The 13,915-nt window shown below is 66.6% G+C and carries 15 protein-coding genes; 4 read left to right on the plus strand and 11 right to left on the minus strand.

Going from position 1 to position 13,915, the window contains the following annotated elements:
• Nucleotides 1-905 precede the first annotated feature (905 nt).
• From AC0OO9_RS31280 to AC0OO9_RS31300, 5 genes are all read right to left on the minus strand, one after another.
• Entirely contained in the window at nt 906-1,031 is a 126-nt protein-coding gene (locus AC0OO9_RS31280; protein WP_484514476.1) for a hypothetical protein, read from the minus strand.
• Between the two features lie 87 nt (nt 1,032-1,118).
• Nucleotides 1,119-1,367 (minus strand): hypothetical protein, encoded by a 249-nt coding sequence (locus tag AC0OO9_RS31285; protein WP_484514478.1) that lies wholly within the window; start codon nt 1,365-1,367, stop codon nt 1,119-1,121.
• A gap of 71 nt (nt 1,368-1,438) precedes the next feature.
• Nucleotides 1,439-1,753: a hypothetical protein gene (locus AC0OO9_RS31290; protein ID WP_484514480.1), complete on the minus strand. Its 315-nt coding sequence runs from the start codon at nt 1,751-1,753 to the stop codon at nt 1,439-1,441.
• Nucleotides 1,750-1,977: a hypothetical protein gene (locus AC0OO9_RS31295; protein ID WP_484514481.1), complete on the minus strand. Its 228-nt coding sequence runs from the start codon at nt 1,975-1,977 to the stop codon at nt 1,750-1,752. The genes AC0OO9_RS31290 and AC0OO9_RS31295 overlap by 4 nt, the downstream gene beginning before the upstream one ends.
• 545 nt (nt 1,978-2,522) lie before the next feature.
• A complete protein-coding gene (locus tag AC0OO9_RS31300; protein ID WP_484514483.1) occupies nt 2,523-2,762 on the minus strand; it encodes a hypothetical protein in 240 nt (79 codons plus the stop codon).
• Between the two features lie 1,284 nt (nt 2,763-4,046).
• Here AC0OO9_RS31300 and AC0OO9_RS31305 point away from each other — a divergent pair.
• Complete coding sequence (locus tag AC0OO9_RS31305) at nt 4,047-4,262, plus strand: Acb2/Tad1 domain-containing protein (RefSeq protein WP_484518100.1); 216 nt, start codon at nt 4,047-4,049, stop codon at nt 4,260-4,262.
• A 365-nt stretch (nt 4,263-4,627) separates the two neighbouring features.
• The gene (locus tag AC0OO9_RS31310; RefSeq protein WP_484514484.1) at nt 4,628-5,314 is read left to right on the plus strand and encodes a hypothetical protein; all 687 of its coding nucleotides are present in this window, start codon (nt 4,628-4,630) and stop codon (nt 5,312-5,314) included.
• Here AC0OO9_RS31310 and AC0OO9_RS31315 read toward each other — a convergent pair.
• Nucleotides 5,307-6,683, minus strand: coding sequence for a hypothetical protein (locus AC0OO9_RS31315; protein WP_484514487.1), 1,377 nt, complete (start codon nt 6,681-6,683; stop codon nt 5,307-5,309). The two genes, AC0OO9_RS31310 and AC0OO9_RS31315, sit on opposite strands and share 8 nt — an antisense overlap.
• A gap of 404 nt (nt 6,684-7,087) precedes the next feature.
• Between AC0OO9_RS31315 and AC0OO9_RS31320 the strand changes: the two genes are divergently transcribed.
• Nucleotides 7,088-7,573 carry a hypothetical protein gene (locus tag AC0OO9_RS31320; protein ID WP_484514489.1) on the plus strand — a complete coding sequence of 162 codons (486 nt, stop codon included), beginning with the start codon at nt 7,088-7,090 and terminating at the stop codon, nt 7,571-7,573.
• A gap of 202 nt (nt 7,574-7,775) precedes the next feature.
• A complete protein-coding gene (locus AC0OO9_RS31325; protein ID WP_484514490.1) occupies nt 7,776-8,108 on the plus strand; it encodes a hypothetical protein in 333 nt (110 codons plus the stop codon).
• A gap of 31 nt (nt 8,109-8,139) precedes the next feature.
• Here AC0OO9_RS31325 and AC0OO9_RS31330 read toward each other — a convergent pair whose 3' ends face one another.
• The 5 genes from AC0OO9_RS31330 to AC0OO9_RS31350 all read right to left on the minus strand — a co-directional run bounded on the left by AC0OO9_RS31330 (nt 8,140) and on the right by AC0OO9_RS31350 (nt 13,913).
• The gene (locus AC0OO9_RS31330; RefSeq protein WP_484514491.1) at nt 8,140-8,700 is read right to left on the minus strand and encodes a dihydrofolate reductase family protein; all 561 of its coding nucleotides are present in this window, start codon (nt 8,698-8,700) and stop codon (nt 8,140-8,142) included.
• Nucleotides 8,701-8,814: 114 nt separating this feature from the next.
• Entirely contained in the window at nt 8,815-9,459 is a 645-nt protein-coding gene (locus tag AC0OO9_RS31335; protein ID WP_484514493.1) for a dihydrofolate reductase family protein, read from the minus strand.
• Between the two features lie 43 nt (nt 9,460-9,502).
• Nucleotides 9,503-10,156, minus strand: a complete 654-nt coding sequence (locus AC0OO9_RS31340) for a hypothetical protein (protein ID WP_484514494.1) — start codon at nt 10,154-10,156, stop codon at nt 9,503-9,505.
• Nucleotides 10,157-10,262: 106 nt separating this feature from the next.
• The gene (locus AC0OO9_RS31345) at nt 10,263-12,683 is read right to left on the minus strand and encodes a carbohydrate-binding module family 20 domain-containing protein (protein WP_484514495.1); all 2,421 of its coding nucleotides are present in this window, start codon (nt 12,681-12,683) and stop codon (nt 10,263-10,265) included.
• A 306-nt stretch (nt 12,684-12,989) separates the two neighbouring features.
• Nucleotides 12,990-13,913 carry an ROK family protein gene (locus tag AC0OO9_RS31350; protein WP_484518101.1) on the minus strand — a complete coding sequence of 308 codons (924 nt, stop codon included), beginning with the start codon at nt 13,911-13,913 and terminating at the stop codon, nt 12,990-12,992.
• Between the last annotated feature and the right edge of the window lie 2 nt (nt 13,914-13,915).

Genomic DNA, 13,915 nt, shown 5'->3' on the forward strand with positions numbered 1-13,915 from the left:
AGTACGGCGTGTGCCTCTCGGGTACCCGCTCCCAGGTGCGTCGGGAAGGGAGTTTCGTTGTGGGCGTGCCCATCGTTTCCCCGGTCTACGATGCACCATTGAGCACCCACGAACTGTGGTGGGATCAAATCCCAATTCGTTGCATCGAAACCCACAATGATTGCGTTGCTCTTGAAGGCGTCGAAAGCCTCTCGCACCTTCTTATCCGTGATCCGTTCCGTTCGCTCTGACATCATCTCCCCTAGTGTTGATAGGACACCCGGGCCCCTAGAACGGCCGTAGCCGCTCTAGGACCCTAGAACCCTGTCACTCTACCGGGCTAGCCGTTCGTCGCCTCAGTGAGGCTCATAGCTGGACTCCAGATGATGAATGCGTGCCGGGTCCCTCCCAGGTTGCTGCCGCAGGCATCGCAACTAGACCATGAGAAAGAACGCGTCTCGCAGTCACAGTCGTGAGACTCCCCGGCAGGAGTGCGAAGACGGTTGGGGCATCCCTTCTCGTGTTCTTCGTACGACATCCCCAGAGTGGTGTTAGCTCCGTTGGGAATCTCCGACAGGGGCTCAATGCCGTCCCCTCCGTGCTGGTCAGAGTCGCAGCACTCGCCGTTAGCCATGACGAAAGTGCAGCACTGACAAGCCCACTGCGTGACGCTAGGGAGTTCGCGCGGCGTAGCCCGCTGCAATTCCTCCAGTTCCGCAGCGACCTCAGCCATTCCCTCACGGATCATCTCCGCTCGGTTGCTGTTCTCTTCTTCGTAGTCCCTTTGGTCGTCCATTACAGCACCCTCCCGATTACGTACACCCTGCACCAACAGATTACGTGTCCGAACCGGCAGAACAGTCTACCGGCTCCACAGCCGTTGCACTTCCGGCAGACATCCTTGCTGAGGTGTCTAGCCCCTGCCATCACTTACCGCCGTCAGCAGGAAGCACAGACGGACCCTCGGCAATCCAATAGGCGAACAGAACAACGATGATCGTGGCCCCCATGGGCAATCCGATCACCAACAAAAGGTCTGCGAGAGTGAGCATTCTTGATCCTTTGGCGACGGATTAGGTATTGCGTGCCCCTAGAGAAGTGATTACGTCACAAGCGATGTCTCTAGGGGCGGAGATTAGCTAGCCGCTAATCTCAAGGAATTCCCAGGTCTCTTCGTATACCTGGGCGTCCTCATGGTCGCTTATTGCACTTTCGACGCTGTCCGTATCGACTTCGTCACCTTCGTCTAGGGCAGCCTTCAACTCCCCCTGCTTGATTTTCAGGAGCTTCGCCATGTCGGCGAACGGGAGTGTCAGGGTTTTGTGGGTAGTCTCCGTCCATTCGATCGTTACTTCCCGTTCTCTGTCCTCAGCCGTTACCCTTGCCATATTTCCTTGCCCCTTCCTAATGGCTTATGGCTAGGCACAGGCCCGAAAGCCTGTGCCCACCCGATTAGCTATTAGTAGGACAGCGGAATGGTTTCGACCTCTCCCGTTTCCGGGTTACGCCCCTTCCATTCCATCCGAGCCTCACTGTAAGAGCCGCTTTCGTTGCTAGGGCTTTCGATGAGTGCGAGAAGGTGACGGGAGGGGGTGAGATTGGAATAGGCAACGATGAAGCGATTCGAGCAACATTCAATGAGGGCGCTCGATTCGTGCACCTCGGCCACTGTTGCCCCGTGATCGCTATACATCCCTCCGGAGTGCGGCCCATACTCCGGGTAAACCTCGGCCAAACTCTCACGAGCCACGAGGGCCTGAAACTTCGTGATCACTTACCCTCCCCCGTGGCCTCAACGGCAGGCTGAGCGGCTTTCTTGGCCCGGGGTGCCCGCACCTTCCTGGCAGGCTGAGGCTTGGCCTCCGGGTCGATCAGACGGTAATGCTCACCCTCCACCCTGCCCCTGGCGTCCAGCACAGCCTTGAGCTTCGTCGCGTCCGGCAGGAGGTTCATGGGGAACCATCCCCCGTTGCCGTCCGGCAATTCGTAGCGTCGCATCTCTGAACCCTTCCTCTCTATGGGCTTGCTGACAGATCCGTGAAAGCGGAACTCTTCGCCTAGTCTCACGCCCTCCCCCAACTGTCGTGCCATGAGGGCCCCCGAGCTAGGCTCAGTGACCCCTAAAGCGCTCACAGGTGGGTCAGTGGCAGTAGCACAACCTGTGAGACTCACAGGCGTTCCGCTCGCACTTGCCGCACTTGTTGCACAGGTCTTGAGGGTGACGAACGATGATTGCGTGCACCTGGGTCCACGCACAGGCGAACTTAAGCGCACTCTCAAGAGTCATCAGCCCGTCTTCGATGATGTGTGCGCAGTAACCGTTGTACTTACTGACGAAATGCCTACGCTCTCCGTTGTTCATCACGACGAAGGTGAAACTGTAAGGCGTCCCGTTGATGGTGCGACGGTAGTAATAGCTAGTGCCGTGATTGCCAGGCAGTGAGAACCGTGAAACAGTGCGGGCCGTGATCTTCATTCCCTGTTCTCTCTTTCCTACTAGGGACTAATGGAGCGCTCACCCGTAGATAAGCGCTCGATAACCTCTAGTCGAAAATGATCGTTACGTCATTGATCGTGAGGAAGCTTTCCCCGATGTGGTTGCCTCGCTTGTCGGCATCCCAGATACACCAATTGCTGTCTTCCGTGGTGCACTCCGGAAAGAGTGCCTGTGCTGCCGGGTAGAGGAAGCTGGGAACTGTGCCGTTCCCGTTCTCTGCGTCCCCCCACGTCTGTCCGTTGAGCGCGAGCCCTGCCATGACAAACAGTGTCATCAGGATTCTCATTGCTAGTCCTTGCTGCTAGGCGACGGTAAAGGGGCTCACAGAGTGAGCACCCATACAGGTCTCCCAGGTGAGGGTGTACCTTTACGCTCCCAACAGACCTATAAGTCACCCACTAGCGAGAAGGTATTAGACCCCTTCACCCATCATCATGTACTGCCGTATTTGGCATGCAGGGATACGGACACAAATGACCCTAGTGTCTGCTGGGAGCGCTTTAAGTTATCAACGAACAACCCACGTACCACCTTGTTGGCACGGCTATCAGACCTCGCGTAGCGAGCGATATAACCCACCAGGCACTACCGGGCATGGTGTATCTGAGCGGCTGTCCCGCTCCCCTCCCGCGCGTCCCGTGCGCGTCCCCTCCGACCTCCTTCCTTCCGCCCCGCCCCGTCTGGGCGTAGCCCAAGTCTAGTCGCTAGAGCTGCTAAAACCAAGCTTTTAGGACCGTACTCGCAGGTAACATTCCTGCCCGGTTGTGCAAATAGTGCTATCCGCTTGAGCGCATAAGTATGCAACCGCCCATGCAGGCGAGTCCGTCCACTGTAGACCGCTCATAGACGACCCTCTATGGGCATACTGAGGAATTCCTATGGGCTCCGTAGGCTATGCCTTCCAACCCATAGACAGATGTCGCTGTCCTAATACCCCATACCCCATGGGCCTGGTAGGAGTTCTTCATAGACGCTTGCCTATAGACCCTTTATAGAGGATCTTCTCTATAGGGGTTCTTCTATAGCTACCCATTGTCACTGCATAATCATACACGGTATGCGCACTACACTATGTATCCCATAGTTACATAGATACACAGACATACATCACTGCTCATGCATCACAGCCGATGATCTATGTTCGTGCAGCTCAAGGGCTTTATTTACTTACATGCATGCACATGATCGTTGACACATCAATACTGATGACTATAGCTTAGAGTGTTTTAGAACGTGTGTATGAGTATATTTATGCAAGGGGGGGGATACCCCAAAACTTGACAGGCAGGGCATCGTCGCGCTTCATGTACGCCCCGCTGTACGGTATCGGTTGTTTGTCCGATTCCCAGGATACGGGATCAATTCGGACACGTCGATGTGACGTATCGACATATTTGACTGATTTAAGATCTTGAATATCGATGGTTGTCCACATTGGAGTTCGTCTCTCCAAGAGCCTCGCTTCGCTCGGCTCCTTCCATCGGCACATAGACAACTCTCTGTATAAGTCCCGGCTGTTATACAGCCCTGACCTGGGGTTATACAGCCCCTCCATCGAAGGATTTCCATGATGATTGACCCTGCCGAGGTCGAATCGAGGTTTACCTATCACCAGCCGTCCACTGAGGACGTTATCAAGAAGCATGAGCGAGTCCGAAAGCTCTGCTACCTCGTGGCACTCGAACTGATGGTCACCTGTCCCGAATCTCGGGAACTCAGCTTGGCCTTGACAAACCTGGATCAGGTGTGCATGTGGGCTAATGCGGCCGTAGCTCGGCATCAGTAGCCCCTCCAAGATCCCTTATAGGAAGTCCAGGTAAGCACAGATCGCCTGGCTTGTCAACACCCTTTTACCAGGAGGAACGTTATGCCTTTTACTGAGCCGGAGCTTGGCCCCGTACCTATTTACTCGCTCATGCTGAGCGTCCCTTCGGGCGGCAATGTTCAGATTGACACTGTCTACATCAACCCGCCGACTAACGGGTGGGGTGGCTACGAGCCCGGGTCTCACGACGAGATCTTCCAGTGGCTTGTTGACCTGCTTGCCGCAGGTGGGCCGAATGTTGTCCAGACTGCGAGGGCCGCAGTCCCCACCCAGTACGACTGCTCTCCGACTGCTCCTGAGGAGCCCGATCCCGATCCGGAGCCGTGATGGCCTGGTATCTCAATAGGGCTCTGACCAACTTCCGCAACGAGGTGAACGCCAGGTGGCCTCGGAGGGATAAGGCTTCTGACGGCACTATCGGGGACCTTGCTCACAGCAAGACCTCTTCCGATCACAACCCCGACTCTGATGGCTCTGTGGACGCCTGGGATATGGATGTCGACGGAGTCGACGTTCGGGAGTGTATCCGTGCCTTCGAGGCACACGAAAGCTCGAAGTATTGGATCTACAACGACCAGATTTGTTTCCGCTCCGAAGGCTGGGAACCTCGGTCGTATGCCTATGTCGGTCCCAACCGAAACCGCCACACGAAGCACGTTCATTTCAACACCAGAGGGAGTCACGAAGACTCCACTAAGCCGTGGTTTGGAGATTGGATGCCTAACGACGACGACTTCCGCCGACTTGAGGCGAAGGTCGATTCCATCAAGACGATTACCAACGTAGCGGGTTACCGCGTTGAAGCTCTGCTCTCCGACAAGGAGACGTACGCCAACCAGCTTGGCGACCCCAAGAACCCGATGTCTACCAACCGGGTACACACTCGGCTTGACGCCCTTGAGGCCAAGATTGACGCCCTGGCGGCTGTGCCTCCGGGCACGGTGGTAATCCCTGACGAGCAGTTCGAGCGAGTCCTTCGCAAGGTCGTCGGCTCCGTCGACGGAGTCAGCTAGTTTGTGAACCTGCCTCCCAGGCGTGTTCCTGCGCGTAGGCGAGCACGCCGAGCTTCGAGCCGTCCCGGTGCTTGCCGATGCGGATGGCGTACACCGGATGCGGGTCGCGCGAGACGCTCGCCGGGGCGCTCAGGCCGTCGCTGAGCGGGGTCCGCGCGGCCGGCGCGACCACGCCGCCGCCCGGGCTGCCCCGATAGGTGTACGCCCGCACGAGCGTCCCGGCTCCGGCGTTGAGCGCCGCGACGACCTGGGCGGCAGTGCTGGTCACCGCGCCCTCGCCGTCGGTGCCGAGCGTGACCCGTACGGCCGCGCCGGCGACGGTCACCGACAGCGGCGTGTCCGCGGCGCCCGGGTCGGCCAGTTCCACGGAGACGTCGTTGCCGCCCTCGTGCCCCCAGGCCAGGGAGTCCACCGCGACGCGGCTGTCGGTGGCGGTGCCGAGCACGGCCTGCGCGTGCCGCCGGTAGCCGTTGGTCTTGTGCGGCAGTTCGACGACCTCCGCCAGCCAGGGGAACTCGGCCGCCAGCTGGTGGATCCGCGCGTACAGCTCGGTGGGCGTCAGGTAGCTGGTGACGAAGTCCTTCTGGTAGCCGGGCCCCTCGGGGCCGTCGCCGGGCGTCGGCAGCCACTCCCGCACCTGCGCGACGGCCACGTCGCCGGTCGGGCTGGTGATCCGGATCCGGTCGGGCCGGCTGGTCACGGGCGCGGCGCCGCGGTGGTAGAGGTAGACGCCGGCGTCGACGAAGCGGGAGATCGTCTGCGTACCGCCCGAGCCGATCTCGGTGCCCGGGCCGCTGTCCCGCTCGACGGTGAGCGCGTCGGCGGCGGTCTGGCCCTGCGTCCACTTCGCCTCGACGGAGAGGATCTGGCTCGTGCCGGAGGTGTAGTAGTCCGCCCGGATGATCCTGACGTCGGAGGCGGCGGACGCGCCCGGGCCGCCCGACGCGGCGGCGAACTGACGGTTCTGGGCGACGTGCCCCGCGATGGTCGCCTCGCGTTCGGCCACCCGGGCGCGGGCGTCGGCGGGCCGGTGCAGCACCTTGCCGAGGGTGAAACCGGCCCTGGTCAGTGCCGCGGCCTCGCTCGCGGTGACGACCGCGTGCGCGACGACCCCGTTCCCGGTACGGGTGACGTGGTGGTCGAGGTCGACGCCGGTGGCGACGAGGGCGTCCAGTTGGGCGGTGCCGGCGAGCAGCACCTCGACGACGTTCGCCTCCTCGTCGGCGACGCGGACCAGCCCGACGGGGGGTTCTGCGGCGGGCACGACGGCCGAGGCGGGGCTGACCAGCAGCACCACCGCCGTGGCGGCGGCGAGCGCGGCCGGAACGGGTAGGCGGCGTCGCCACCGGGGAGCCAGGGGATCACTCATGTGTCCGCCCTTCTGGTGTCGGCAGGCTGACCGGACGGGATGGCCGGGGGGTCGCCCGGGTGCCCGGCTGCGCCCCGCCGGTCGCGCGCCACGACCGCGGTGTCGCGACCGGCGGAACAAGAGATGGAGTGTCCGGTGGCAACGGACCGACGCCGCCGGGCGCGGGAAGCGTCGTCAGGCTGGTGGACGAGAGCCGTTCCGGTCGAGGATCGGTGGATTGAGTCATCCTCAGCGCACACAAAGTGATCTGTCAATCCCCGTCGATGTCCCGTGCGCACCACCGGTCGACCCCGCGACCCGCCGTTCGGGGCCGCCCTGAGTAGGTGTGCTCACGCCCCGCCGGGAGGCCACCCACATACTTGGCCGAGCTGGTTGGACAAGATCGCCGGAAGAAGGCCACAGGCATGACGAAGCAGCACCGACCGACGTTTCCGATCACCGCGCTCGTCCTGGTCCTGTGCGCCCCGGTGGCGGCCTGGTGGCTCATCGGGGACCTGACTGGCGACGAGGCCCGACGGCTCGCCGCCGAGGGTGTCGAGTTGGACTACGCGATCCGGCCGGTGAGCCTCGGTGCGACGGGAGACCGGATCGTCGGCGTCCTGGCGTGCGTCGGCGTCGCCCTCGCGCTCGCCTGGTTGATCCGGGACACCGCACGCCGCCGTCTCGATCGCCGGTGGTGGTGGGTGCTGGCGCCGCTCGTCGCGGCCGGCGTCCTCCTCGGCCTCGCCTGGCGGGTGCTGACCGCCGGCGGGATCGGCGCCAACATCGGAGCGGGGCTCATGGTCATCGCGGGTGGACCGGCCCTGGCGGTCCTGCTGATCGTCGCCGCAGTCGCGGCGCTGCGGCTGCGCCGCAACCGGCCGCCGCGAGCCCCGCACCGCGCCGAGTGACGACCGGGGCGTCGCCGGCGGCGTTCTCGCCGCAGGTGTCGCCGTGCTGGCCTCGTGCCTGGCTCGGTGAGCTGGCTCACCCGGCCCCGGGCTGAGCGCCGTCCGGCGCCCGGTTGCGCAGCCTGGAAGGGGTGCCGAGGTTTCGCCGGCAGGCAAACTGGAGAAGGTGAAGATCACACCTGCGCTCAAGGGGGATCAACTCGTGTCCGACACCACCGCCCGGTCCGACCGTCAGGCAGACCGTCCCGCCGAGGTGACCGACCCGCTGCTGTGGAAGCTCGCCCTGGACGTGGCCGACGCCCACGAGCCGGACGGGGACGGTGGTTGCCGCAACCTGCTCTGCGCGGGCCAGGCCTGGCCCTGCCCGGCCTGGAACAACGCCCAGCGCGCCCTGCGCATGGCCCGCTCCGATTCCGGGCAGCCGGCGCCGCACGCGACACGGCCGGCTGGCGGCCAAGGCCGCTCCGATATCTCGGTGCCGGGGTTGGCGCAGCGCATCCGGCCGAACGACCCGCGGGCGGCCTCGGCCGCCTAGGCCGTGTCGTGGCAGTGCCGGTGACGCCGGGTCAGCCGTCCACGCGGTAACGGGCGAAGATCGTGCCCTGCGAGAAGGTGTGCTGGTCGAGCAGGGTCAGGTTGCGGCGGACGCGGTCGGGGAGGGCGCGCGTGCCACCGCCGACGAGCACCGGGCAGATGATGAGGCAGATCTCGTCGACCAGGCCGGCCCGGTGGGCCTGGGCGGCCAGGTTGGCGCCGCCGATCGCCAGGTCGCGCGTGGCGGACTCCTTGAGCGCGCGGACCGCCTCCGGATCGAACGTGCGTTCGATTCGGGTGCGGGCGCTGCGCGGCCCCGCCAGCGTGGACGAATACACGATCTTGTCGGCGGAACGCCAGATCTGGCTGTAGTCGAGGATGTAGTCGGGGTGCCCGGGCTGCTCGTGGGCGGTCTCCCAGTAGGACATCACGTCGTAGAGCCGGCGGCCGTACAGGTGGGTGCCGATGCCCCGGTCCAGGTCGTTGAGGAAGCGGTGCACCTCTTCGACCGGCTCGCTCCAGCCGAACTTGCCGTTCTCGTCGTTGACGTAGCCGTCGAGGGACACGATGTCGGTGTTGATCAGCTTGGCCATCTCTCCGCCTCGGTGTCGGGTCGGCTCGTGCGACCGTCAGCAGTCAGGTGGCCCAGTATGAGACGGGGGCCCGACAATCCGGCGGCCCGTCCGGGCCACACCTGTCGGGCGGTTTCAGTCGTCGCGACCGGCACCGCGATCGGGCGCGCTCATGTCCCCCGTCGCCGGCGTGCCGTCGGCGAGCCCGTAGCGCAGGTAGACGGTGCCCTTCGGGCCAGCCACCGGCGGTTCGAGCAGGGTGACGTTCGTGGGCACCGCGCCACCGTCGAACACCTTCTTCCCGACGCCGAGCACGATCGGGTGCACCCAGAGGTCGAGACGGTCGAAGAGCTTCTCGCGCAGGAGGGTCTGCACCAGGTTCAGGCTCCCGACGACCTTCACGTGCTCGTGCCGGTCGCGGATCTCGCGCACCGCGGCGGCCAGGTCCGGGCCGAGCTGCGTGGACCCGGCCCACGAGAGGTCGGGCCGGCCGCGGGAGGCCACGTACTTCGGGACCCGGTTGAAGAGCGCGGCGATCTCGTCGTCCTCGCCGCCCTCCTGGTGCGGCCAGTAGGCGGCGAAGATGTCGTACGTCCGCCGGCCGAGCAGGAGGGCGTCGGTGCCTTCGTAGGCGGCAGCGACCTGCGCCCCGGAGGCCGCGTCCAGCAGGGGCGCCTGCCAGCCGCCGAACGGGAACCCCACCGGGTCCTCGTCGGGGCCGCCGGGCGCCTGGGCGACGAGGTCGAGGGTCGCGAACAGTTCGATGTGGATCAGGCCCACGTCCCACCCCCGGTGAGTTGGTGTTCGATCCGGCACTCGGCACTCACGATAGATCACGGACCGTGTCCGGACGGGTGACCGCGCGCGCTGCGGCGTGCCGAGCGAAGATCCCACGGACGGCGGGCAGTTCGTCGCCCTCGTCTGCGTCGACGTACCAGCGGTGCTCCGTGTCCGCGACGACGGCCTCCGGGGTGAGGAAGTCCCGGCCGAATCGGTAGACACCCAGGCAGTAGGCGAACTCGGATCCGATCATCGGGTCGATGCCGGTCTGGTCGCAGTGGTCCAGCAGGCCTTCGGCGACCCGCCACTGCTCGCCGTCGAACCAGAACACGCCGCAGGCCCAGTGGATCGTGCGGCCGGTCGGCACGTCGACGACGGCGCCGTACCGCCTGTTCGCCGGGCGGTCGCGCACCAGGTGGACCAGGTCCTCGGGGACGTCGTCGTAGAGCGCCTCCTGGGCGGCGTACTCGTCCCAGCCCACGCTGAGATCCGCCTCGGGGCCGAAGGTCAGCAGCAGCGCGCGCCCGTCCGGGACGAAGTGCCACACGGTCGACTGCCCACCGCCGTCGTCCCAGGCGAACCGTTCCGCCCCGTCGACGGTGGTCGGCGCGTGGAAGGTGAGTTCGCTGACGATCGCCGCGCGCCGGCGTACCTCGTCGATCGGGGTGGCGCACAGCGCGTGCCAGGTCTCGTCCATGGGCGGCCATGGTAGCCACCGCGGCGGCGACGCCCGACCCGCGAGCGGCGACGCCCGACCCGGACGGCCGGGTGGCCGGCCCCGGCGGGGCCGGCCACCGGTGGCGTCAGCGCCAGGTGTCGGTGCGGGTGTGGGTGCCGCCCGCCGGGGTGGTGAAGCTCCGGTTGCCGCCGGACTCCCAGGTGACGGAGCCGTCGGCGTTCTTCTTCAGGTACTTGTACTCGACGGCGGTGTTCGGCGGCAGGCTGACGGTGGCCCGCCAGACCGGGTAGTCGGCCGGGGAGAGCGCGACGGCGTTCGCCGGGTTCCAGCCGCCGAGGGCGGGCAGGTTGCCGACGACGTACACGTTCTGCCCGAAGGAGGTGGTGGCGGTGGCGTGGAAGGCGGTGGCGACCGGTCCGGCGGTGTCGCCGCGGAAGGTCTCGGTGACGGTGTGGGTGCCGCCCGCCGGCGTGGTGAGGCTCCGGTTCGCGCCGGACTCCCAGGTGACGACCCCGGCCGCGGTCTTCTTGATGAACTTGTACTCGACGGTGGCCGACCGGGGCAGGTCGACCACGCCGCGGAACACGCCACCGGCGGCGGGCAGCCGCACCGCGTTCGCCGGCGCCCAGTTGCCCAGCGCCGGAACGCCGCCGACGACGTAGACCTCCTGGCTGGCGGCCACGGTGGCGGTGACGGTGAAGGTCGTGGCGACGGTGTCGCCCACCGGTCCCGGCACGTAGGTGTCGGTCCGGGTCGTCGTCCCGCCTGCGGGGGTGGTGAAGGTGCGGCTGGCGGCCTCCTGCTCGACCACGGTGGACCCGCTCTTGACCAGGTACCGGTAGGAGACGGCGGTGGCCGCCGGCAGGTCCACGGTCGCGGTCCACGCGCCGGTGGCGGTGCGGGTGAGCGGCACGGAGGTGGCCGGGTCGCCGTTGCCGAGCGCGGAGGTGTCGCCCACGAGGTGCAGCGTCCGGTCGGCGGGCAGCGAGGCGGTGGCCGTGAACGTGGTGGCCACCTTCGCCGCGGGGCCGCCCCGGGCGTTGGCGTGGATGGCGACCGCGCCGTTGGCGGGGATGGTGACGGTGGCCCGGCCGCCGGTCACGGTGACCGTGGCGCCGGTGCACCCGGCGGCCGAGGCGGCGCCGGAGATGACGTCGCAGTACGCGCCGTCGGCGAGGCCGGTGACGAACTGGGCGGTGCTGGCGGCGGCGGAGTCGTTGATGCCGATCCACCCGCGGTCGCCCCGGTGGAAGCCGATGACGTTGCTGTTGACGACCGTGAAGTCCGAGACGGTCTTGACGTTGCGGGCGGTGTTGGCCCAGCCGACCATGCCCTTGATCCCGGTCGACCGGGTCAGGCAGGTCCAGTTGCCGCCGCAGACGGTGTCGGTCACGTGGCCGCTGCCGGTGGCCGGCGGCGACTGGTTGCGGTTCGACCAGGTGAAGCTGTCGTAGACCGAGGGCCTGCCGTGCGGGTACGCCAGCGCGAAGTAGTTGGCCAGGGTGTAGTCGCTGCCGTTCTTGTAGGACAGCACCACCCCGTCGCGTTCGAGGTCGTGGTTGGTGACCATGGCGAAGACGTTGGCGCTGGGCGCGTCGAGGTTCCAGTTGGCAACGTTGGCGAGGTTCGCGATGGAGCCCTGGAAGCTGGAGCGCAGGCCCTTGGCGTACCCGAAGTCGAGCACGTCGCCGTTGCCGATGAAGGCCCGCGCCTTGAGCGCGTCGTTGGAGGCGCCGTCGAAGATCTCCTGGGCGACGTACGGTCGCTTGTTCTCCGCGACGGTGTTGTTCAGCTTGCCGAGGATGGCCGCGAAGTCGTCCTTCTTGACGTGCTTGACCGCGTCGACGCGGAACCCGTCCACGCCCAGCCCGATGAGGTCGTTGAGGTAGGCGGCGATCTTGTTGCGGACCTGCTCCTTCTCGGTGTACAGGTCCGACAGGGAGAGCAGCTCGCAGCTGGTCACCTGAGACTCGTTGTTCCAGTCGGTGATGCCGCCGGAGGTCGGGCAGTTGTCGCCGGGGTGGTGGAAGTCGCCGTGGCCGTAGGGCACGGCCGGGTAGCCGTAGCCGGTGAAGGTGGTGCCGGCGTAGCCGACGGTGCCGGCCGGGTTGTTGACGCCGGCCATGTGGTTGACGACCGCGTCGACGTAGACGCGCACGCCGGCCGCGTGGCACGCGGTGACCATGGCGGCGAACTGCTGGCGGTTGCCGAACCGGCTGTCCAGCTTGTAGGACACGGGCTGGTACACCTCGTACCAGGGGTGTGCCCCGTCGGCGCTGTTGGGCAGGCTCACCGACTCCTGGGGCGGCGCGACCTGGACCGCGCCGTAGCCCGCGGGGCCGAGGTGGTCGGTGCAGGCCGCGGCGACCGAGTTCCAGTTCCACTCCCACAGGTTTGCCGTCACCTCGCTGGCGTTGAGGGCGACGGCGGCGTGGGCGGGCGCGGCGACGGTCGCCACGAGCGGGGTGGCTCCGGACGCGACGAGCGCGGCGGCGAGGAGCAGGCGGGGGATGCGGGCGCGCAGGGGCGGTGTGGATCGTGCCATGACAGGAGGACCTACTTCCGGGGACGAAGAGGCACTGACGAGAGGGACGGCCGTCCAGGTAGCAAAGACAATGCTCGATCCACGGCAGGCTCTGCAATACCTTGCAGCAAACTTCTCGAAATTTCATGGCAACATTGCCGGGGTGGTGGCTATGGACCTGGCACATCACCCACAAACCTCGCGAAGCCGGCGTTCCACGATGGATCGCCGGCCTCACGGACTGCAACTCCTTGCAAGAGCTGGCACCGGGTGTAAGGAGGGGCCCCTTGTTAACAAGGGGCCCCTCCTTACACACACATCCGGCGGTCAGCGGGGGGTCGGCACCGCCTCGCGGGCGAGGATGACCGCGCCGAGCAACGCGGCGTCGTCGGCGAACCGCGACAGCACCACCTCCGGCGGGTACGGCAGGACCGCCGCCATCCGCTCCCCCAGCAGGCCGCGGATCAACGCGTTGCCGGCCACCCCGCCGACCAGCACCACCCGCTGCGGGTCGAGCAGCAGGCAGCAGGTGACCAGGTGCCGGGCCAGCTCGTCGGCGCGGACGGTCAGCGCCTCCCGGGCCGGGCCGGGCCGCTCGGCGGCAGCGGCCAGCCCCCGCGCCCCGCCCGGCACGCCGAGCGACTCGGCGAGCCGGTCCAGCGCCCGGCCGGAGAAGCCCAGCTCCAGCATCGTGCCCGGCCACGGGGCACCGGCCACGGCGTACCCGATCTCGCCGGCCGCCCCGTGGTGACCGGCCAGCACCGACCCGCGGACCGTGACCGCCGCCGCCACGCCGGTGCCCAGGCCCACCACCAGGCCGGGGTCGGCGTCGCGGAGCGCGCCGAGCCGCAGCTCGGCCAGGGCGGCGGCGTTCAGGTCGTTGTCGACCGCCACCGTCGGCACCGCCAGCCGGTCCCGGACCGCGTCGGCCAGGCGCAGCCCGTCCCAGCCGGGCACGTTCGGCGCCAGGTCGATGCCGTCGGAGCGGACCACGCCGGGCGAGGCGATCCCGGCCGCCGCGACCGGCGCGCCGACCTCCCCCACCAGCTTCGCGGCCAGCTCCAGGGCGCGGTCCAGGGCCTGCGGGGCGCCCCGCTCGGCGTGCGTCGGCACCCGCTCGCGGGCCAGCAGCCGGCCCTCGCCGTCGGCCACCCCGACCGCCATCTTGGTGCCGCCGAAGTCGATGCCGAGCAGCACGCCCGCGTCGCCGGCCGGCGGCGCGGACTGGGCGGCCCGGCCGGCGAGTCGCATGC

It is taken from the genome of Micromonospora sp. USAFONa4 (assembly GCF_057197825.1).